Origin of the sequence: Thermotoga petrophila RKU-1 (assembly GCF_000016785.1) — a bacterium.
GTDB lineage: Bacteria > Thermotogota > Thermotogae > Thermotogales > Thermotogaceae > Thermotoga > Thermotoga petrophila.
The window spans coordinates 1,773,228-1,794,899 of sequence record NC_009486.1 but is presented as its reverse complement, the minus strand read 5'-3'; the positions used below and the strand labels follow the sequence as shown (position 1 = coordinate 1,794,899).

Sequence of the window (21,672 nt, the reverse complement as noted above, 5' to 3'; positions counted from 1 at the left end):
AAAATGGCCTCTACTGATCAAGCCAGTAGAGGCCATCAGCCCTCTTCAGGGCAGTTTGGGCGGGCCTCATCGCCCGTTGGGTTATTGTTTTTTTCCAAACGTTATTATACCATCTCCAGCTTTTCAATTTCTTCTGCAACAAAATTCACTATTTCCCTCAAGTAGTCTCTGGAAAAGTCCAGCTTTATTCCTGCTGTTTCATAGGCCTTATCGATTGGAAGAGAGCATCCGACCCTCAGAAATTCGGTGTAATTTTTAAGAACCCTTTCTGAGTCTTCCAGATAGTTCCTGTAAATTGCAAGAGCACCGATCTGGGCTATTCCATACTCTATGTAATAGAACGGAACCTCGAAGATGTGAAGCTGAAAGAACCACCTCGTTTTCTTTTCTTCGTCCAGATCGTTCCAGTCTACTCCCGGGTTGAACCTGTCCATCAGGTAAGCAAAGTATTCGTCCCTTTCTTTTGGTGTGTGATCTGGGTTGGTGTAGATCCAGTGCTGGAAGGCGTCCACGGTCATGCACCACGGCAAAAAGTAAAGCGCTCCTTCGAGTTCTTCGATCTTTGCCTTCCTGAGATCTTCCTGGTCTTCGTAGAACTCATTCCAGTACTCCATGGAGATGAGTTCCATTGACATCGAAGCAAGTTCAGCGACTTCCATTCTGTGGGGTCTGTAAAACACAGGGAGGCTCAGTGTTTCAAACGAATGCATCGAGTGCCCCAGCTCATGAAAGATCGTTCTCACATCCCCTGGCTGTCCAACCGCGTTCATGAAGATGAAAGGAGCGCCCGTCTTTGGAAGTGTGTGGTTGTAGCCACCTGGAGCCTTTCCTTTTCTGTTTTCAAGGTCAAGGAGTCTTTTCTCTTTCATGAGGCGAAACCTTTCTGCAAAGAGAGGGTTCACTCTTTCCAGGGCCCGCTGTGTTTTTTCTACGAACTCGTCTATCGAAGAAAATGGCTTCAACACTTTACCATCCACATCCACCGCTGTGTCCCACGGCCTTACACTCTCAACACCGAGTTTTTTCTGTCTGAGTTTTGTTCTTTCCATCAGGTACGGAACCACTTCTTTCTCCACAGCAGAGTGAAACTCAAACAGATCCTCCGGTGCGTATTCGAATCTTCCCTTCAACCTGTGCATGTAGTCTCTGTAGTTGGAGAAGCCGGCGTTCAGAGCCTGCTGATGTCTTATGTTTTTGAGCTCGTCGAAGAGTTCGTTGAGTTTTTCTCTCACTCTCCATATTCCTTCGTATCTTTTCCTCCAGGCAAGTTCTCTTGTGGACCTGTCGGGATCTTTCAGATAGGCGGAGAGTTGCTGGAGGGTTTTCTTTTCTCCCTTGAATTCCACCTCGATGCTTCCAACGAGTGTTCCGTAATTTTTGGCCAGTATACTCTCCTTCACCTGAAGAGGGATGTTCTCTTCCCTGAACAGTTCCACATCGTTCTTGAGGATCTTTATCATGTGCTCGTATCCAAGTGGTGCAAAACGTTCGTTTTCGACGATCTTTTCTTTGATCTTCTGTTCATAGGGTCTGAGTTTTGCAACGACCTCTTTCATAAACTCCTCGTAGGCTTTTGCGTACTCTTTGTTGTCTGCGTTCACAGTCATTCTGATGTAGAGCCAGGCGTGTTCCTCCTCCACCTGGTCGAAGAAATCCGTTACCCTGTTGACAAAATTTCTGAAGTCTTCAGAAGAAGAGATAGGAAACTTCAGAAGTTCGTTCACCAGAGGCTCAACGTCTTTCCACTGCATCCTCTACATCCCTCCCTCGCAGGCGTTCTATTAGTATTCTCACTCGAATTTCTTCGATGTGCTTCGTTTTAATTCAGATGTTACTTGGTTCGGAAAGGCAATTAGTATATACTCATTTCTAAAGGAGGGAGCAGAGAAATGGAGAAGATTCTCTACCTCGATCCGTTTTCCGGAATTGCCGGTGATATGTTCCTTGGGCTTCTTGTCGATCTGGGTGTTGATCCTGAGGAGCTCAAAAAACGCCTTTCAAAATTGGGCGTCGAGTTTGAATTGAGAATAAGGAAGGTCAACAAAAAGGGAATAACCGCAACGAAAGTGGACGTTGTCTTTCCAGGAAAAGAACACCACGAAGACCACATAGATCATGAACACCACGGAAGGCATCTTTCGGAGATAATGAAAATACTCGAAAGGCTCGAGGATCCTGCGAGGGAAAAAGCAACAGAGATGTTCGAAACCCTCGCCGAAGCAGAAAGCAAGGTCCATGGTCTTCCAAAAGAGAAGGTTCATTTCCACGAAGTGGGAGCCATGGACGCGGTGATAGAGATTGCAGGAGCCGTGGTAGGGCTGGAACTCCTCGGTGTGGAAAGAGTCTTCTGCGGCGCCGTCAACACAGGAAGCGGTTTTGTGATGACAGAACACGGTAGATACCCGGTCCCAGCCCCGGCAACCGCCGAACTTCTGAAGGGCATACCGATCTACATGGATCAAAAGGTGCGGGCAGAACTCGTCACACCAACGGGAGCCGTGATCCTGAAGGAACTGGTCGACGAGTTCGGAACACCGATTCTGAGAATAGAAAAGGTGGGATACGGAGCCGGAACAGTGGATCTTGAGATACCGAACGTTCTTCGAGGATACCTCGGCTTTCTGGAAGGAAAAAGTGAAAGAGACATCCTCATAGAGACAAACGTGGATGATATGAATCCTCAACTTTTTGGATACCTCATGGAAAAACTGTTCGAAACGGGTGCAAAAGACGTTTTCTACACCCCCATATACATGAAGAAGAACCGCCCGGCTGTGAAAGTTTCCGTCCTATGTTCTGAGGAAAAAAGAGACCAGATCCTGAAAGTTCTCTTCAAAGAAAGTACCAGTATAGGTGCAAGGGTCTTTCACCTCGAGAAGGTGGAAGCACCACGTAAGGTGATATCAGTGGAGACGGAATACGGAAAGATCCCCGTGAAAGTGGCATATTTTGATTCTGAAGTCGTGAACGTCTCTCCAGAGTACGAAGCCTGCAAAAAGATAGCACAGGAAAAAGAGGTGCCACTCAAAGAGATCTATAACGCAGTCTACAGGAAGATATCGGAGGTTCAAGGAAATGTTTGAGAGCATCCTGAATGCCCTTTTAAAGGGTGAAATAGCGCTCGAGGAAGCAGAAAAGAAGATTCTGGAGACTTTCTATGAAAGAACTGATGAGTTGATGCTGGATCTGGAAAGAGAAAGACGGCAGGGCTTTCCTGAGGTCGTTTTTGCATCTGGAAAGACAACCAAGCACATAATCCTGGCCGTGGAAAAGTTCCTGGAGAAGAAGGGAATCGCTTTTGTTTCCCATCTGGACGAGGAAAAGAAAAAGGTGGTAAAGGACAGATTCAGAGAGTATGAAATAAAAGAAGCAGGCAGGCTTCTGGTTGTGAAGAAGAAAGATATCCCTGAAAGACTGGATGGAACAGTGGGCGTAATAACTGCGGGGACTTCTGATGTTCCCTTCGCTGAAGAAACTTCTCTCATACTCGAAGAACTCGGTGCCACAGTGAGGAAGGTTTATGACGCAGGTGTTGCAGGAATACACCGGTCTTTTTATGCGTTGAAACAGGTAAAAGATGCTGATCTCATCATGGTTTTCGCTGGAATGGAGGGAATTTTACCTTCTCTCGTAGCATCTCTGACGGATCTTCCCGTGATAGCAGTTCCCACGCCCATCGGTTACGGACACGGTGGAGAGGGCACGGGAGCTCTTACAACGATGCTTCAGACGTGTGTTCCAGGCCTTCTTGTGGTGAACATAGGAAACACCGTCGGTGCTGCCGCAGCCGCCGTGAGGATTCTGAGAAGAATCGGGAGTGCAGAAAGATGAGCAAGATCAGAAAGATCCTGGAAGCTTTGAAAGAAAAAAAGAAAGTCGTGGTGATGTTCTCGGGAGGAGTGGACAGCACACTCCTTGCAAAACTCACTCACGAAGCACTGGGTGAAAACAGTGTAGCACTCACAATAGACTCTCCTGTCATCCCAAGGAAGGAGATAGAAAAGGCAAAAAGACTGGCAGGGCTCATCGGAATAAGACATGAATTCATCGAGTTGAACGAACTCAAAAGTAGACATCTCATAGAAAATCCTCCAGACAGATGTTATCTGTGCAGAAAACTGAGAGACAGTGTTGTGAAAAACTGGGCAAAAGAACATGGATTCGAAGTGATAGCAGATGGGTTGAACTTCTCTGACCTTCAAGATTACAGACCGGGCGTGAAGGCTTCCACGGAAGATGGGATCTGGCATCCCTTTATAGAGTTCGAAGTGACAAAGGAGGAAATCAGGGATTTTTCCAGAAAACTGAGCCTTCCAACCTGGAACAAGCCTGCCATGGCTTGCCTGTGCTCCAGGTTTCCATACGGTTTTGGCCTGGACATGGAGAAGGTCAGAATGGTGGAGGCGGCAGAGAATTTTCTCAGAGATCTTGGTTTTGAGGAAGTGAGGGTGAGATTTTTCCCGTACAGATTAGCAGTGATAGAAGTAAAGAAGGAGAATATGAAGGTCTTCATGGAGAAAAGAGAGAAAATCGTCTCAAACCTTCGAAAAATAGGTTTTTCCTTTGTGACGCTGGATCTGGAAGGCCTGACAAGCGGCAAATTGAACAGAACCATCGAGGATGTTTCGAAATAATCTTTCGGTAACAACCAAGAAATGTTAGTTTACGATACTGTATTGTATAGAAATGTATTATTTTATTATCTGCTTTAGAAGATATCAAGAAACAAAGTGTAGGTATGTCGAAATTTGATTATTCATAATATTAAATCGATAGAACATTACTTGGTATGGCTACTCTTATTTTGCATCAAATAATCTTCGGCACCTCAACCCCTTCGCTTGCTATTTTTAGATATATGGAAGTGGTTGAAATGTTGGCGTGACCAAGAAGGGCCTGTATCTTGTTCAGGGGAATTCCTCGCTCTATCAAAGCAACAGCGAAGGAATGTCTGAAAATGTGTGGTGTCACCTTTTTTCTTATTCCAGCCTTTCTGGCGTATCGTTTGACGGCCCTCTGTATCGAGCGAACAGAGGGCTTTTTCTCGAAGAAACCAGATCTCACGAGTTCTTCCACCAGATCTCTGGAAACGTTGATGATTCTTTCTTTGTTGCCTTTTCCTTTTATTCGTATTCTGGCGGTATCGTTCAGTGAGATGTCCTGTATTGAAAGACCCACAAGTTCTGAGACCCTCATTCCCGTGTTGGCGAGCACTTTGAAGATCGCCTTATACATTCGATGATCACATGCTTCGATGATGCGCTTGATTTCCTCGAGTTCCACGGCTTTCGGCAGTACCGCGTAGCGAGGGGGTTCGGCTTCGTTCCAGAAGCGATCCTTCACGTTCAGAATTCCTCTGTCTGCTTTCCAGTTCAGGTAGTTTTTCACCACAACGAGTTTGTTACGCTGGGTGGTGGGAGCGTTGCTTGATATTCTGTGTAGATATTCCCTCCAGGAATCAAGGGTGACGGGTTCGTACTCGGCGAATTCCTTCAAAATGGAGCGATACTGGTACAGTGTTCTTTCGCTTCTTTTCTTCACTACCCTGAGATATTCCAGGTACTCCTCCACGGAAATCACCTTCCAGATTGTGTCGTGACATTACTCTTCGTAGAATCTGACATGTTCCTTATTTCTTTTTGCCAGGTACATGGCAAAATCTGCCTTCCTGAGAAGATTGTTGAACTCTTCTCCATCTTTCGGGTAGAAAGCCACTCCGAAGTTTCCAGAGATCTGCACTTTCTGTCCTTCTATGTCGAGTGGTTTTTCCAGAGAGTTCAAGATTCTTCTCAAAACAGTCTCTATACAATCTTTCCCACAGTCGTATATGATGAACACGAATTCATCTCCTCCAAACCTTGCAATAACATCATTTTCTCTCAAGACTCTTTTCAGTCTGGTGCTAACCTCCTTCAAAATCTGATCACCCGCTTCATGTCCGAACGTGTCGTTTATCTTTTTAAATCCCGAAAGATCCAGGAAAACCACAGCAATCTCCTTTCCTTCCCTTTTTGCAAGAGCTAACAACTTTTTGCTCAACTCTTCCATCAGCCGTCTGTTGGGAAGACCTGTGAGGGGATCGTAGTAAGAAAAGACCTCTAAAAGCCGAGTTTTCTCTGCCAGCTCTTCTTCGACTTTCAATCGCTCAAAGAGGATTTTTGTGTATGTTGCAAACAGCCTTACCAATTCAAGGGAGACTTCGTTGAATGCATCTTCGCTTTCGAAGTTGTCCAGATTGAAAAGAACCATGGGTTTGCCTTTGAAATCGATAACAAAGCACAGGTTAGATCTGATTTCTTCAAACCTTGCATGTTCAACGAGTTTTCTGTATCGATCCTGGTCTAGAAGTTCTCTATCGATGAGGGCGGCGATCTTTCTTATGGAACAACATTCTCCTTTTGTCCATTCTCTGATTTCTTCTTCCGAAAAAGACACATCCGATAATTTTTCCAGGTCGTACCCTTCTGCAGCCACATAGTAGAATCTGTCTCCCCCCTGTCTCCAACGAAATCTCCGTCCAGAACCTCCAGATACCTTGTGACTGTGTTTTTTCCCGGATCATAGACGAGAGCTTCATTTCCAAGAACTATGAGAATCAAACCGTTTTGTGTCTTTATCCTGGAAAACGAGTACGTCTCTCCTTTTATCTCGACTCTGTTACCATTCACTTTCATGGTGATTCCTCCATACTCGACAGTTTCATTCCGGAGTTCATAAGGTAAGATGAAGAGTTCATCGTCCTTTTCTTCCTCAACCCTGTGTATCGAATGCGGTACATAGCCTCTTCCAAGCGGCACGAAGGCATCCACGAGGCTTCTTATCTCTTCTATGAAAAGCTCATACCTCTTGTAAAACTTTCTTTTTATCTCCATGCCCTCACTCACAGACTCTTTCGGTACAACTGGATGTACAACGTGCACCTCCACCACACCATTGCCCGAGACAATCAGAGGTCCAGGGACAAGTTGGCTCTCCTCTCCTGATCTCAGTACGAACTCTTTTCCAGAGTTTAAAACCCTCAAAGAGGTAGATTCGTACACTGGCATCGCTTCAAGGAGTGCAAGGATCGCAAAAGAGGTGTCCTTCGTGGAAGTCCAGAAGTATCCCTCTTTCTTCAAAAGAAGGTAGTTAACCAGTTTTTTCTGGAGTTCAGGGAACTCTTTCCATTTCACAAGGGCTTTGAGCAGGACACTGTTGAGTTGTATCTCACTGATGAGGGGGTCTTCAGAAGTCACCTTCAGATAGGCCTTTTGATCGTCCTGGACTACGTACTTCAGCACCTTCGTCAACGCTTCTTTTGACTCCATACTCAGGAAAACCAGATCTGCGGGGGTCTGGGGTTCGAACGGTTCGTGCTCGATGTCGTACAGATCCAAAACGTAGGAACCGTAAGCCGATGGATGGGCTTTGAGGTACTCTATTCCTCTCTCCAAAACACTTTCTGCCACATTATAACCTGCTTTCATTGTGAAATACAACCCTTCCATAACATAGCATGTCATGAAATTGTTGGTTTTGTCTGTAACAAACCATCCCCATCCACCGTCAGCATGCTGATAGTAATATATTCTGAACAATCCTTTTCGTATGATTTCATCCAGATCTTCCACCTTCAACCCCAGGTTGGCCGCAACCACCGCAGGGAAGAACCGACTCATGGTCTGCTCAACACATCCGTACGGAAATCCTATGAGTTCCCTCAAACTATCCTCGATGAGTGGTGTTATGCCGCTCAAAAACCTTATCTTCGAGAAAACAAACGGCCCTTCTGGAAGCGTCACTGTTTCTTCTCCGTCTATGAACATAATCCTATAAAATTCCCTCTCAAAAGCGAACCTTCTGACAGGAACTTTCAGTGAAATCGCATCACTCAGATCGCCTCCGCTTGCAAAGAATTGCACGAAACTTTCCTCGGAAGGAGAAATCGCCTTCACGGTCCAGGTCTCAGTGTGAGATGAGTTCGCCTCCATCAAGAAATGTCTCGACGAGTTTCCTTCAACGAGTTTTATGTTATCAGGCAGCTCTATTCTGATCTCGACGAAAAGCTCCTTCCCCGTTCTGTTGAAAACAGTTGCAGATAGTCTCATGATGTCTCCTTCCCTCAGGAAGGAGGGAAGATGTGGTGTTATGTAGAAATCCTTAGAAACAACGATGGTTTCTTCTCCTTGAGAAAATCTGTCCTTTGAAAAACCATAGGCAGTTGCTCTGAACGAGGTTATGCTGTCTGGCACCTTGAAACTTATCCTCGCCGTACCGTCGTGGAGTTTCACATCAGGTATCCACAGGACTGTGTCAGGAAAGTATTCTCTGACATTCACCCTACTGGGGAAAGCATTCTGTTTGAAATCGGCAAAGGTTTTCTCTTCGGGCAACGAAGCAAGTTTGTTTCGGATCGAATTCCTCGAAACGTAAAGTATCCATCCGGACGCGAAGTTTCCTCTCACCAGTGGATAATTCATGGAAGGATACAGAAATTCTTCGAGAACAGGTGGCTCTGTCCCCACAAGATCGTATATCGCCTCATCGACCACCGAGATGCAGATCTCATCCACACTGGATTTTATGGTGATCTGTGCGATTTCTCCTGGTTCGTACTGGTCTTTGTCGAACTTTATCTCCATGTCGGTGAAATTGGTATTCAAAGAAACATCCAGTTTTTTCGTCAGATAGATTTCGCCTTTTTCGTCGAATCCAGTAAAAACAAAGAAAATGTTCTTTTCCAGGATATTTTCAGGGATTTCAACGAGAAATTCGGTGGAACCTGTGAAGATAACGGGAATCGTTTTGTAGATCCTCTTCGAAGTAATTCCCAGAACACCCTTCACATTACCAGGGGCAAGGAGACGAACCGGTATTCTATCACCAGGTTTCACCGTGTCGCTTTCTGCGACGATCACAAACTCATTGCTCGTTCTTGCACCATGGTAGGCATACACGTAAACATGTGTCTTTGCCTTCTTGAAGGACAGTTCCAGTTTATAGTCTCTGACTTCATATGGAACGAACGTGAAAGTTGCTTCACCGTTTTCCACAACCGCTGTGCTCGTTGAATCATCGTGCAGGACGTAGAGAACACCTTCCAGAGGGTTTCCTGACAGATCCGTTACCTTCACAGTCATCCTCACCTGATTTCCAGGAGATGTGTAAACGAACCTGTCCTGTGGAGAGATTAAAACGTCATCAGCGTATACCTTTACCGTCTTTTTTTCTTCGATCTGTCTCTGACTCACATCTACCACGATGACCTCCAGAGCGTAGACTCCCTGAAAACCTTCCTGGGTCTTCACGCCAAACTCCAGAACTCCCTTTTCGTTCGTAAAGCCTGTTCCTCTGTAGACCAGATAACCATTTTCGTCTTCCGGAAACGCATGAACGTAATAGGCAACCTCTGCTTTTTCGACCGGCTGATCGTTGAAATACTTTACCCTGATCCGATAGTTTATAACTTCTCCAGATATGTACGTTTCCCTGTCGGTTTCGATGTTTACTCTGTATTCTGGCTTTCTGTACTCCTCAACCAGGAAATTCTCCCAGAACGTGTTCTCACCATGCTCGATCTTTATCCTGTAAAGACCAACTGGAGCCGTGTCTGGTAATTTCAAATCTCCGCTGAAGCCTCCGAGTGCACTGGTTTCAAAAGTTGACCTGTAGATCTCGTTTTCCTTCGTGTCGAAAACAGTCACGGTTACTCCTGTGCTTTCAAAAGCCCTGTACACGTTCCCATCAACCTTGAAAAGTTGTCCTCTGAAGTAAACAGTATCGGACGGTTTATAAATGGGTCGGTCCGTGATGAGAAAGAGTTTCTCATCTTCAACAAATCTTCTAGGGGAATACACATTACCAATGAAGCGAGAGTCTTTATACCTGACATAAACCGTATCGAAACGATCGTTGACTTCGACGGTTCCATATTCATCGGTGAAAAGTCTGCCAACTAATATTGAATCTCTGTACAAGAACACTTCTGCTTTTTCCGCGAAACCATCGTCGATATCAAAAACATGGAGCATGGTCCTGCTTCCATCGGAAAAGTAAATCACCTCAAGATCGGTAACGATGAACAATCCCCTGTCGAGTTCTCTTGTTATCACAGACGTTCCTGCCAACGGGGTTGTCAAAGTGGCAAAATAAAAGCCCTTTTCTTTCAAAGGAACGGAGAATTCTTTCCACTCGTTCCTTGAAGAGAATGTTTTTCTGTAAACAAGGGGATTGTTCTCCTGCCACCAGAAATCGAAATTTTCTTCGGTGAGGACGGCTTTCAAGAATGTCTCTTCGTCTTCCACTTTCCACACATTCAAGACAACATTTTCCATGTCCGAAACGACGAAAGAAATTCCTTCACCAACTCGCAGTATAGGATCTCCGGAAAAATACGCATATCCTCCAAAGAGAAAAGCAGCCATAAAGACCATGAAAGAAAAAAACAAACTTCTCATACCCCCACCCCCAGTTTACTCTGTCGTTTGTGTTATTATATCACTAAACATAAATCAATTTTTTTGAAAAGTGTAATACAGCGATCCGCTTCAGTTGGTTCGGCAGTAAGATCTGAAAATCATCCCATGCTATAATCTAATAAGGATGACCTAACTATAGTTGAGGGGAGTGAGTGGTATGGAGAAAGAAAAGGTGGAAATCTTCAAGGACATACTCAAAAGGCTTCACAAAGGAGAGGATATAGAATCTTTGAAGAAACAGTTTGGTGAGTTGCTTTCCAGGTTGTCACCTTTTGAAATTCCCGTTATAGAACAGGAACTTCTCAGAGAAGGTGAAATCGATGTGAAAGACATCATCAAGATGTGCGATCTTCATGTTGAGTTCTTCAGAGGAGCCGTTTCAGAGGCTGGCAGAGAAATAGAAAACCTCCCAGAGGGTCACCCTCTGAGGACTCTTTATGAGGAGAACAAACAGATACTCAAAGACGCAGAGGCTCTGGGTTTGCTGGCTTCTAGCACGTTTTCCCTCCAGAATGAAGATCCCCGAAGAAGAAACTTCTACGAAAAACTCGTCCAGCACGTGTCTGAACTTTCCAGAATAGGATACACGCACTACACAAGAGAAGAGATGCTTATATTCCCATACATCGAAAGAAGGGGAATCACCGCAGTTCCCACCGTTCTTTGGTCAAAGCACGATGAGGTGAGATTGAAAATAAAACTCCTGGTCAACCTCCTGAAAAAAGAAGAGGACGATGAACGACTGAAAAAAGAAGCCCTCGAACTCTCAAGGATGCTCTCAGATATGGTCTTCAGAGAAAACAATATTCTCTATCCGACTCTGAAGGTTCTTCTCTCCGAAGGTGAATGGAAGGCCATAAAGATGTTTGAAAAGGACATAGGATACTACAAGGTGGAAGTGGTGGAAGAATGGGAAACTTCTGCAGAACCGCTCCTCCCACACCAGATAGATCCAACCGTTCCTCCCGAAACGTACGAAAAGCTCCCAGAAGAGATCAAAAGGGTTGTAGGAGCACTCAGACCTGACACTGAGTATTCACTTGTTCGAGAAAATGATCTGAAACTGGAAAGCGGATACCTTTCCATGGAGGAGTTGAACGCAATTTTCAAGACACTGCCAATCGATGTCACCTTTGTGGACAAACATGACAGAGTTCGGTTCTTCTCAGGAGGCCACAGAATATTCCACAGGGCACCCACTGTCCTCGGAAGACCGGTGCAGTTCTGTCACCCACCAAGGAGCGTTCATATCGTGAACAAGATTCTAAAAGCCTTCAAAGAAGGAAGAAAAAACCCTGCAGAGTTCTGGATCAACATGGGAGAAAGAAAAATCCACATAAGATACTTCCCGGTTCTGGACGAGGACGGAAACTACATGGGCACACTCGAAGTAGTTCAGGACATCACCGACATAAAAAAACTCGAGGGAGAAAAAAGGCTCCTGGACTGGAAATAAGGTGAAAATTCTGACGTTTCCAGGCCCTCCCTCTGGAGGGTCTGTTTTATTGTTTTCCATATATTAAATTGAGGTAAAATCGAATTAGGAAACAAATCAACATTGTAGAAAAAAGGGATATTCTGAAAAAATCAATTTGTTATGAAAAAATAGGGGGTGAAAAGAGATGTACAGGATAAAAGACATCTTAAAGCCGAGGAAAGATGTTTTAGAGGGAACTTTTCAAGGAGTAATACAGACCCACAAGGTAGATACAAAAGAAGAACGTCTTGAAAACAATCCTAAAGAATTCCTGGAAATCACTTATCCATCTTCAGCAATAAAAACTATTCTTGAGATGATAAAGGAGAAGGTAACAGGAAAATCCTTTCAAGGAGGTTTTTTACTTGTAGGTCCTTATGGTTCGGGAAAATCTCATACTTTGATAACTCTTTACCACTTATTCAACAACCCATCGCTAGCAAGAAATTGGGGAAAAGAATGGAAGTTGGATTTTGAATTACCTGAGAAATCCCGCTCAGTCATAGTTTCCACGAGAAGATACGATGTTGACCACTTATGGGAACCTATTTTTAAACTTTTAGGAAAGGAAGACATACTCAACGAAGTCAAAAGATTTCCAACAACCGATCAAATTGAGAAAGCAATCGGTGATGATACCGTCGCAATATTCATTGATGAAATAGAAAACTGGTATGGTGCTTTTGATCCAGAAAAGCAGGCACATCTTATTGAACAGAATGAGACGTTTTTAGAGCATCTGTTGGAAGTAGCGGCAGATCCAACAAAGAGGTTATTTGTTTTTATAACGTTCCTGGAAGAAAAGGAGGGATTAAAGAAAATTTTTAACAGAACAAAACCAATAAGAATAGATGTAAGCCCAATTGAAGATAGAGAGAAAGTAGTACTGCATCGACTTTTCGAAAATATAGAAAATTCAGATAGGGATAAAATAGAAAGTGTGGTTGAGAAATATATTAATGCATATTCTTCCTCTCCAATAAAACTTGAAGATATTCAAAATTACAAACGGAGGATGATCAGAACATATCCATTCCATCCTTTACTCTTGGATACTCTCTTCCAGATATATGAAGCCGCGTCAGAAAGGCAGAACGTAAGAGGCATGTTAAACGTTCTCGCCGATGCTGTAAAAGATAATTACGAAAGGAAAGACTTAATCCTACTCAGTGATATTGATGAAAACGCTTTTAGAGGCATAGATCTGAAATTAATGGAAAAATATGAGTTTGACAAGGAAAGAGTAAAAGATATCGAGTTTGCTAAAGAGATATTGAAAACGGTATTGATTTTTACATTGAATGAGAAAACCCATGGGGCAACAAAATCAGATATCCTGCTATCGATATTTAGTCCAACTGAAGGGCATACTTTAAATTCCATTCTTGTGAATCTTGAAAATATCTACGGAAAACCCTACTATCTTCACAGGGAAAATGATGTTTACTTATTCAAACACGATCTCAACATTTATGCATTGCTTGAGAAGGAAAAGAGCAAGCTTTCAGAAGAGGATGTCAAAGAGAGAATAGTTGAAATAGTGAAAAAGGATGTTTTCGAAAATAGGGTTTTTATATTTGGTTTTGATGAAATACCCGATCACAACAAATTAAAGATCGTTGTATCACCAGAATCTTGGGGTGTGAATGATACATTAAAAGCTAAACTGAGTGAGTTTTATAAAGGGAAAACATGGCAGAATACTTACATTCTTGTACTACCTGTGGTAAATACAATATTCTCATTTGAAATTTTGGAGAAGGCCAAAAGATTGAAAGCTGCCGAGAATTTAATGAACCAGGTGAAAGATGAGGGAGAAAAATTAAAATTAAAGAAAATCATTCAGGACGAAGAAAAGGGCATTGCAGACAAAATAAGAACTTATTATGGTTATATTGTTAAATGGGTTGAACACGAAGGGGAGTTAGATTGCAGGCTAATAAATGTAAGTGCTGAAATAAATGCTATAAGGGAAAAAGCTAAAGGTGATCCGGGAGTTATCTGTGATTTTATCGTTGAATTAACACAGAACAAGCCATACGGTATAAGAATAGAAGAATTGATAGATGATTTCAAAAAATATAGAAGGTATCCCTTTATTCTGGATGACGAGACAATTTACACAGCTATAAGAGATCTGCATAGAGATAAAAGGGTGATAATCCAAGGAGAAAGAGGAAAGTGGTATATCGATGAATCTCCAAGGAGTATAGAACCATCCTTTGTTGTTATTCATCCAAAGTATATACCCCAAGTTGCGGAAGAATCCGAAACTTATGAAGAGGAAAATGTTGAAGAAATCACGGGAGATGACAAGAATGAAAATGATGATAAAACTGATGTGGTTATTGTCGAAAGAAAAGAGAAGGATGAACTATCACTTACTGGAAATTCTCCCAGGGTTATCCTCAGCCAGATCGAAGCTAGAACAAGCGAGAAAGATGAATTTGAGGAGATCCTTGTGGAATACAGGTTTAAGCAGAAGCTTTCCAAACAAGAAATTATGAAATTCGTCAAACAACTTCCCTTTCAGGAAGATTGTGAAATTAAGGCAAAAATAATACTTTGGAGGGGAAAAGATGAAAGTTAAAACTGATTTTGTAATGGATCTTATAAAAGATACCAATCCAGTCATAACAGTTGGCAAAAAACTTTTAGAGCTATGGTCAAATGTGGCTGAGGAAGAACATGAGATTGGAAATTATTATAGCAGAGGTGAAGAAAAAGAAAGAAGTTTTGAAGAGTTTATTTTGAAATCATACTGGGAATTTTATGATTTGCTTGCAAAAGCATGCCTGAAAGAAAAGGATGTTTTCCAGTTATATCCAGATTCAGTCGTTGTAATTATGGATGGAATGAGTATAAGGGAAAGTGCATTGTTGTCTAAACGTCTAGAGAAAGAAGGGTACAATGTAAAGCATGGGTTTAACTTTTCTGCCGTGCCATCAGATACTGAATTTTTCAGAGAAAAGATAAGGAAATCCATGAACGATTTCAATCAGATAAATAATCCTGAGAACATAAAGCTTACAGGCCGTGAAAAATACATCTGGTCACAGTTCCCGGATGTAATGTTAGATAAGATCCAAGCGGGTCACACCGTAATTTCATCGCTTGAAGAAATGTATAAAGTTGTGGAGAAGATAGTCCTCGAAATTTTATCAAAAATCAAAGCCGAGAGGATAGTAATCACATCCGATCATGGATATATAAGGACGGAAGCAGGTTTTGTTTTTCCTGTCCCAGACAAAGCAAAGAGAAAATTCCAGCAAATTTTTGGTAGTAAAAGATACGTGAAAATAGATGGTAACGACGTTGAAGATTTGATAAAGGTGGGATACGTCAAGGAGTTTAATGGATATTATTTGGCAAAGTCTCGTTATTCGTGGCCTGTTCCTGGAAGATACAGTATTTATATTCACGGCGGCCTGAGTTTGATGGAGTGCTTTGTACCTGTTTTGGAAGTGGTGAAATGATGGAAATACTCCAGATAGTAGCAGAATTCAAGGAAAAGTTTTCTGAAAAATTTGGCAAGATGGAGGTTATACTATTCGGTTCTTGTGCAAGAGACAGAAGGGGAATCGGATATTGATATCCTTGTGATACTGGACAGAGACGTTGATATTAAAGTGAGGGAATCTATTTGCGACATTGCTTATGAACTCAACCTCAAATACGATGTTGTTCTGGATGTAAGCATTTATTCGAGGAAGGAATGGGATAGATACAGAGAAGTCTTTCCGTTCATCATCAACGTCGAAAAAGAAGGTGTAGTTGTATGAACGAGAGGGAAAAAATCGTCAGATACTGGAGAAGAGCAAAAGAGTTGGAGAGCATTTCATTTTTCAAATGCGGTGGAGTTCTTGGAATTTCTGGTTGGTGTTGAAAAACTTGGGGGGATTGAAATGAAGATGAGAACAGAAAGTGATGTTTTGGTATTTCACGACGAGACAAATAGGGCCGGTGAAAAGAAATTGAGTGGACATATTTTATTATTTGTTCCTGAAAAGCTTCGTCTTTTTTATTCAAGTTCACTTTTCGGAGAAGAAGAAGTTGAATTAAACCCATTGAAAATGTTATTTTCAAAAATAGAGGAACTTCGGAGAAAATTCTCAGCATTCCACAAGTTCCACTTTAGTGAAATATCTGGAAATAAATGGACAAAAATTGACGAAGCAGGAAAACAATTAGTCATATTTGGTGTTGACGCTTTACGTTCAAAAGGTTCAAATATCTTTGAAAAGCCACTTCGTTGTAAAATTGCTGTTATTTTCTTCCCAACTCCAACTTCTGATATTTTAGCACTCTATGGTGGCGAATGTAGAAAAGAAAAAATAGTGCGATTTAATGAAACCATACTTCGTATGCTTCTTAAAGGGGCTGTGCACTATTTATACGACGAGGACAATAAGGTTAAAATTTTGAAAATAATAACCGACGGAAAACCGTATCATAGAAAGTTGAGTGAAGATAGAATTGTTTGGAGGTTAATCGAGCAAAGTCTTTCTGGAAATTTAAAAAAATATGTGGAGATACCGTTAGATGCAGAGATTCTCCATTTAGCATCAGATCATAGGAAATACTCTAAGGACACTGAAAATTATGTTTATGCAAATATGCTTCAACTTGCAGATATGCTCTTGGGAAGTGTCATTCAATCCTGCCTTAAAGGAATAAAATGGCAAAAGTTTTCTCCAGATATAGATAAGAAAAGCATAATTGCCTATCCAGTAAAGGAGATGATAGACAAAAGAAAGAGAGGAAAAAATTTCGTTCATAGCGGTCATTATAAGTCCTTCGCAATCTCCGAAGCCTGCATTGCAAATGGAGAATGGCAATTTGAAGATATTATGACCAAGGAAATAGTTATAAATGATGATTTGAATGGCATGACTTTGTTTGATTTGGAGGGAATGAAATGAGACCTATTGAAAAAGATTTTCCTATAGAACATGTGAACGAGATTGCAGAAAAGGAAGCTCACGCAAAAGAAAAGTTCAGACCAGTTCTTTTCATTCACAAATGGTGGGCAAGGAGGCTTGGAAGTGTATTTAGAACCATTGTTCTTTACACACTTGTAGATGAAAATACCAAAGTCTTGGACGAGAGAACGGGCAAATGGCGAAAAATAACGAAAGAAGAACTTGAGAATCCGTGGCTTTTGTATCTGAAAGATGTTGATTTTGGTGGAAAGGTTGTGCTTGATCCCATGATGGGTGGTGGAACTACTGTTGTTGAAGCTTTAAGAACAGGCTGTAAAGTTGTTGCCCAGGATTTGAATCCAGTTGCATGGTTTCTAGTAAAAAAGATAGTAGAACCGGTGGATATTGAAAAGTTAGAGGAAACATTTAAGAAATTAGAAAGTCAGGTTGCTGATGAAATAAAAAAATACTATAAGACGATATGCCCACATTGTTTGGAAGAATACGCAAAGATCAACAGTAGAGAACCTGAAGATGTTTTAAAAGAAGTGGTTGAGAAGTTAAAGGTTGCGAATGATCCAAAGGAAGTATATGGGCAGTACTGGTTTGAAGATGGGTCAAAGATTGGCTTTAAGAAAAACATATTTGCTGACACAATGTATTACTTCTGGATAAAGGAAGTTCCCTGCCTTGCCTGTGGAACAAAGATCCCGCTTTTCAGAGGCTACATGCTTGCGAAAACAAGAGACGGGAAGGGTTATCATGTGATTTGTCCAGAGTGTGAAAATATTTTTGTTGTCAATAATTATGAAAAAGATACAGAGTGTCCAAGGTGTGGAAAGAAGTTTAATCCTGATAAGGATGGAAATGTAGAAGGGAAATATTATATTTGTACAAACCCAAATTGTGGGCAAAAAAGCGTGATCGTTGAAGCGATTAAGAAGACAGGAAAGCCAGAAGAAAGACTTTATGCAGTTGAGTATTACTGCCCGCACTGTGGAAGAAAAGATTACAAGCAGGCAGATGAGTTTGATTTTGTCCTTTTTGAGAGAGCAAAGGAAGAGTTTAAGAGTGTAGAGAAGGAGTGGCTTGGGAAGTACATACCGGATACTGAAATTCCAAAAGGTCAAGAGACTTATCCGAGACTTATTGAAAACCATGGCTACAAATACTGGAAAGACATGTTCAATGAAAGACAGCTTTTGAGCCTTGGGAGACTTTTGAAGTCAATTTTAGAGTTGGATGTAGATGAGAATGTAAAAGAGTTTTTGGTAATTACGTTTTCGGAAGCACTAAACTACCATAATATGCTTTGTGAATATGCAAGAACCAAGAATCATCTAAGAGACATGTTTGGAAGACATGCATTTCATCCTCCTTTAAATCCTGTAGAAAACAATGTATGGGGAACCCGATCCGGAAGAGGAGTCTTTATTAATGAAATCGATAAAATAATTGAAGGAAAACAATTCAACATAAAACCCTTCGAAAAATACATCCAAAACGGCAAAACATTAGAAAAACCCATGAAAATGCAGATAATTGGGAAACTCGGTAATATTTTTAACGATAGTGATGCAAATGCGATGATAACATGTGGGGATTCCTCTTATCTTGATATTCCAGATAAATCCGTCGATGCAGTGATAACAGACCCACCTTATTACGGCAATGTTATGTATTCCGAGCTTTCCGAATTTTACTATGCATGGCTTCGCTTGGCATTGAAAGACAAATACGAATACTTCAGAAGTGAGCATGTGCCAAACGCAACGGAGATTATAGTAAACAAAGTTCAGGGCAAAGATGAAAAGGATTTTATTGAAGGCTTAACTGCTGTTTTCAAGGAGGCAAACAGAAAACTCAAAGACGACGGCTTGATGGTTTTCACATTCCACCATCAGGAAGAGAAGGCTTGGGGAGCAGTTTTGCAATCCGTTCTGAATGCGGGCTTTTACATTTCAGCCATTTATCCTGTTCAATCGGAATCAGATGTCAGTCCACACATTTTCCAAAAAGCAAATGTTCGCTATGACATGGTTGTTGTTTGCAGAAAAAGAAAAGAAAAACCAGAAAAAAGATACTGGTCGCAGATAGAAGATGAAATTTACTTCAAAGTTCAGGATGAGATAAAAAGGCTTGAAACAAGGAAACGCAACTTGTCACAGGAGGACATATTTGTCATAACCATAGGAAAGTGCCTTGAACTCTACTCCAAATATTATCCGGAGGTTTATAAGAACGATAAGAGAGTCTCCATTGACGAAGCTCTATCTTCAATAAGAGAAATAGTCGATTCTCAACTCATGCACACCCGTTTTAATCAGATTGCATCAGAGACTGACACCTTAACAGCCGTCTATCTATTCTACATGGCTGGAAAAACGAGCATATCCTATGATTCCCTAAACAAAGCCCTAAAGATGAGAAACATTCCAATGAAAGAAGTTCTGGAATCAGGACTCGTAGAAAAAGAAGGAAGCCAGCTTTTAATTTTGACACCAAAAGAGAGAGCAAAGATCATAGAATCAAAAAGAGATCTTTCTGCTATTGATAGAGTTCATTACCTCTATCACCTCTGGAAAGAGGGGACAATCTTAAAGTTTGAGAGTTCTCTAATCAAGGATGAGAAAACATTGTGGTCTTCACAGGCAGTCATCAGAACCCTCGAATATCTCCATGAAATTGAAAACGATAGAACCTACAAAGACTTAATAACATTTATCAAAAGCAGATGGCTTGGGTAGAAACGCAGTTGGGGGTGTGAGTAATGGCAAACATGGATATAGGATTTAATATCATAGAAAAGAAAGAATATTCAGATCAGATTTTTAAAGACAGAATGAGCATAGTTGAGTTTTTAAGACAGGTTTACAGAGAAGAAGAACTTCCACTTAACCTTGCTGTCTTTGGTATAGAGAGCTTGCTTTATTACTCGGAGGAACCTGAAAAAGTTTCGAGAGAAATAAGAAACCTCCTTCAAGACGCTGCAAACTTTCTTGTGAGAGGGAATTACATAATCCAGATCGTTGTTGAAGGGAAAATTGAAATTGTAGAGAGTTTTGAGAGGCCAATAATAAACTATAAAGATGCATCATTTTTATTATATCCCATATTTGGTAGAGTGAAGCAGGTGGATTCTAAACATTTTATTGCTCCACTGAACTTACAATCGTGAGATGTTCAAAATGAAACTATATGGGTGGGAAGGCTGGCATTTTCATCACCTGGCAAGGAGAGCCCGAACGTTTGGATTAGACAGAATAGCCTGTATACTGGAAAAAGCTGGATGGGAGTTAACGAAGAAAGGAAACATTCCTGAAGAAATCATTCCGGATTTAGAAAAAACTCTCAAAAAAATATCATCAATAAAGAATTTTGAAAAAAACCTGCGATAGGTTTGATTGCGAAGTATGTAAAAGAGTCGTAGATGAATTCTTCTCTGATGACTTCGTTGATGCTCCCTGGAAGCTTTCCGTTGAACTCTACAGATGGCAAAAAGAAGCAAAAAAAGCATGGTGGAAAAATGGTGGGAAAGGCATTGTTAAAGTTGTTACTGGTGCAGGGAAAACGATCTTCGCTCTTTCTTTGATATCGGATCTATTTAATTCCGAAGCATACAGTGAGGGTGGTTTAAAAGTAATAATAGTTGTTCCTACCACCGTTCTTCTCGATCAATGGCTCATCGAGATAATGGATAAACTTCACATACCAAGAGAAAACATAGGTGTTTTTTATGGAAAAGAAAAAGAGAATGTTGAAGATAGAAACATACTGATATATGTCATTAACTCGGCAAGAAGGTATCTGAAAGAACATTACGAAAGATTTTTCAAACACGAAGACTTATTTCTGATTGCCGATGAATGCCACAGGTATGGAAGCAAAGAGAATTCCAGAATATTCGAAATACCCTTTTCATACACACTGGGACTTTCTGCCACTCCGGAAAGGTATGGAGACTACGGCTTTGAAGAAAAACTCGTGCCAAATCTTGGTAATGTGATTTACACATACACTTACAGCGATGCTTTGAAAGATGGAATAATACCCCCCTATAAAATTGTGAAACTGAAAGTTCCCCTTACTCCATCAGAAGAAGTTATTTATGAGGATTTAACAGAAAAAATAAACAAACTCACAAAGGCTTTGATATACAAGTATCCAGAGTTAAAGGAAACTTCTCATGTCAATTTTATCAAGCGGTTGAATATGATCCACGAAAAAAACGGAGATGAACTTATAACAAGATACATTGCTCTTTTGAATCAAAGGAAATCTGTGATCCACACCTCAAAATCCAAATTGTACGCTCTTAAATGGTTGTTTAGTGAGGAAAAACTTGACAAAGAAAGAGTATTAATATTTCACGAGAGAATTGAAATTGCCGAATACATTTTCAAATACCTGAAGAAGATAGGATTTGCCGCTGGGATATATCATTCGAAAATGCCTGTAAAAGAAAGACTGGTAAGTATATCTGAATTCAAAGATGGAAGGATAAATGTTCTTGTGGCATGCAAGGCTCTGGATGAAGGATTTGATGTTCCGGCCGCAGAAACAGGGATCATTGTGGCTGGTACAAGTAGCGTAAGGCAATGGATACAGAGAATGGGTAGAATATTGAGAAGATCCACATCGAAAGAATTTTCGAAAATATATGTGATGTTCGTAGACAAGGTTGAAAAGGATGTTTTCACGGAAAGTGATCTCCTGGATTTTGAGAAAGAAGCAATAAAAGTGGAATCGATATACATAAGGTACACTTCATGAGGCTTACGAGCTGCAAATAATCTAAACCCCTATACGGTCGCCT

Annotated in this window: 15 protein-coding genes and 1 riboswitch; of the genes, 11 read left to right on the top strand and 4 right to left on the bottom strand. The window is 41.3% G+C overall.

Features of this window, described 5'->3' with window-relative positions; translation table 11 throughout:
- Positions 1–19: 19 nt before the first annotated feature.
- Positions 20–83, bottom strand: a riboswitch (Fluoride riboswitch).
- A gap of 21 nt (positions 84–104) precedes the next feature.
- Positions 105–1,751 (bottom strand): M3 family oligoendopeptidase, encoded by a 1,647-nt coding sequence (locus TPET_RS09095; RefSeq protein ID WP_011944188.1) that lies wholly within the window; start codon positions 1,749–1,751, stop codon positions 105–107.
- Positions 1,752–1,889: 138 nt separating this feature from the next.
- Between TPET_RS09095 and larC the strand changes: the two genes are divergently transcribed.
- Genes larC through larE form a run of 3 tightly spaced genes read left to right on the top strand, consistent with a single transcriptional unit; the run spans position 1,890 to position 4,634 of the window.
- On the top strand, positions 1,890–3,083 hold the full coding sequence (gene larC / locus TPET_RS09090) for a nickel pincer cofactor biosynthesis protein LarC (protein ID WP_011944187.1): 1,194 nt from the start codon (positions 1,890–1,892) through the stop codon (positions 3,081–3,083).
- On the top strand, positions 3,076–3,831 hold the full coding sequence (gene larB / locus TPET_RS09085) for a nickel pincer cofactor biosynthesis protein LarB (protein WP_011944186.1): 756 nt from the start codon (positions 3,076–3,078) through the stop codon (positions 3,829–3,831). The genes larC and larB overlap by 8 nt, the downstream gene beginning before the upstream one ends.
- Positions 3,828–4,634, top strand: coding sequence for an ATP-dependent sacrificial sulfur transferase LarE (gene larE, locus TPET_RS09080; RefSeq protein ID WP_011944185.1), 807 nt, complete (start codon positions 3,828–3,830; stop codon positions 4,632–4,634). Before larB ends, larE begins: the two co-directional genes overlap by 4 nt.
- A 175-nt stretch (positions 4,635–4,809) precedes the next feature.
- Here larE and TPET_RS09075 read toward each other — a convergent pair whose 3' ends face one another.
- The 3 genes from TPET_RS09075 to TPET_RS09065 are packed head-to-tail and all read right to left on the bottom strand — an operon-like array spanning position 4,810 to position 10,436.
- Entirely contained in the window at positions 4,810–5,571 is a 762-nt protein-coding gene (locus TPET_RS09075; protein ID WP_048810906.1) for a tyrosine-type recombinase/integrase, read from the bottom strand.
- A 30-nt stretch (positions 5,572–5,601) separates the two neighbouring features.
- The gene (locus TPET_RS09070) at positions 5,602–6,474 is read right to left on the bottom strand and encodes a GGDEF domain-containing protein (protein WP_148186856.1); all 873 of its coding nucleotides are present in this window, start codon (positions 6,472–6,474) and stop codon (positions 5,602–5,604) included.
- The gene (locus tag TPET_RS09065) at positions 6,378–10,436 is read right to left on the bottom strand and encodes an MG2 domain-containing protein (protein ID WP_011944182.1); all 4,059 of its coding nucleotides are present in this window, start codon (positions 10,434–10,436) and stop codon (positions 6,378–6,380) included. Before TPET_RS09065 ends, TPET_RS09070 begins: the two co-directional genes overlap by 97 nt.
- A 178-nt stretch (positions 10,437–10,614) precedes the next feature.
- Here TPET_RS09065 and TPET_RS09060 point away from each other — a divergent pair, with 178 nt between their 5' ends.
- The 8 genes from TPET_RS09060 to TPET_RS09020 all read left to right on the top strand — a co-directional run bounded on the left by TPET_RS09060 (position 10,615) and on the right by TPET_RS09020 (position 21,629).
- The gene (locus tag TPET_RS09060; protein ID WP_011944181.1) at positions 10,615–11,913 is read left to right on the top strand and encodes a DUF438 domain-containing protein; all 1,299 of its coding nucleotides are present in this window, start codon (positions 10,615–10,617) and stop codon (positions 11,911–11,913) included.
- A gap of 166 nt (positions 11,914–12,079) precedes the next feature.
- Positions 12,080–14,524, top strand: coding sequence for an AAA family ATPase (locus TPET_RS09055; RefSeq protein ID WP_011944180.1), 2,445 nt, complete (start codon positions 12,080–12,082; stop codon positions 14,522–14,524).
- On the top strand, positions 14,514–15,410 hold the full coding sequence (locus TPET_RS09050) for a PglZ domain-containing protein (protein ID WP_011944179.1): 897 nt from the start codon (positions 14,514–14,516) through the stop codon (positions 15,408–15,410). The genes TPET_RS09055 and TPET_RS09050 overlap by 11 nt, the downstream gene beginning before the upstream one ends.
- A 123-nt stretch (positions 15,411–15,533) precedes the next feature.
- Positions 15,534–15,716 (top strand): hypothetical protein, encoded by a 183-nt coding sequence (locus TPET_RS09635; protein WP_238374303.1) that lies wholly within the window; start codon positions 15,534–15,536, stop codon positions 15,714–15,716.
- A gap of 81 nt (positions 15,717–15,797) precedes the next feature.
- Positions 15,798–16,856 (top strand): hypothetical protein, encoded by a 1,059-nt coding sequence (locus TPET_RS09040; RefSeq protein ID WP_148186854.1) that lies wholly within the window; start codon positions 15,798–15,800, stop codon positions 16,854–16,856.
- Positions 16,853–19,603 carry a DUF1156 domain-containing protein gene (locus TPET_RS09035; protein WP_011944176.1) on the top strand — a complete coding sequence of 917 codons (2,751 nt, stop codon included), beginning with the start codon at positions 16,853–16,855 and terminating at the stop codon, positions 19,601–19,603. Before TPET_RS09040 ends, TPET_RS09035 begins: the two co-directional genes overlap by 4 nt.
- 23 nt (positions 19,604–19,626) lie before the next feature.
- Positions 19,627–20,034, top strand: a complete 408-nt coding sequence (locus tag TPET_RS09030) for a DUF8076 family protein (RefSeq protein ID WP_011944175.1) — start codon at positions 19,627–19,629, stop codon at positions 20,032–20,034.
- 200 nt (positions 20,035–20,234) lie between these two features.
- Positions 20,235–21,629, top strand: a complete 1,395-nt coding sequence (locus TPET_RS09020; RefSeq protein WP_011944173.1) for a DEAD/DEAH box helicase — start codon at positions 20,235–20,237, stop codon at positions 21,627–21,629.
- The last annotated feature ends 43 nt before the right edge of the window (positions 21,630–21,672 follow it).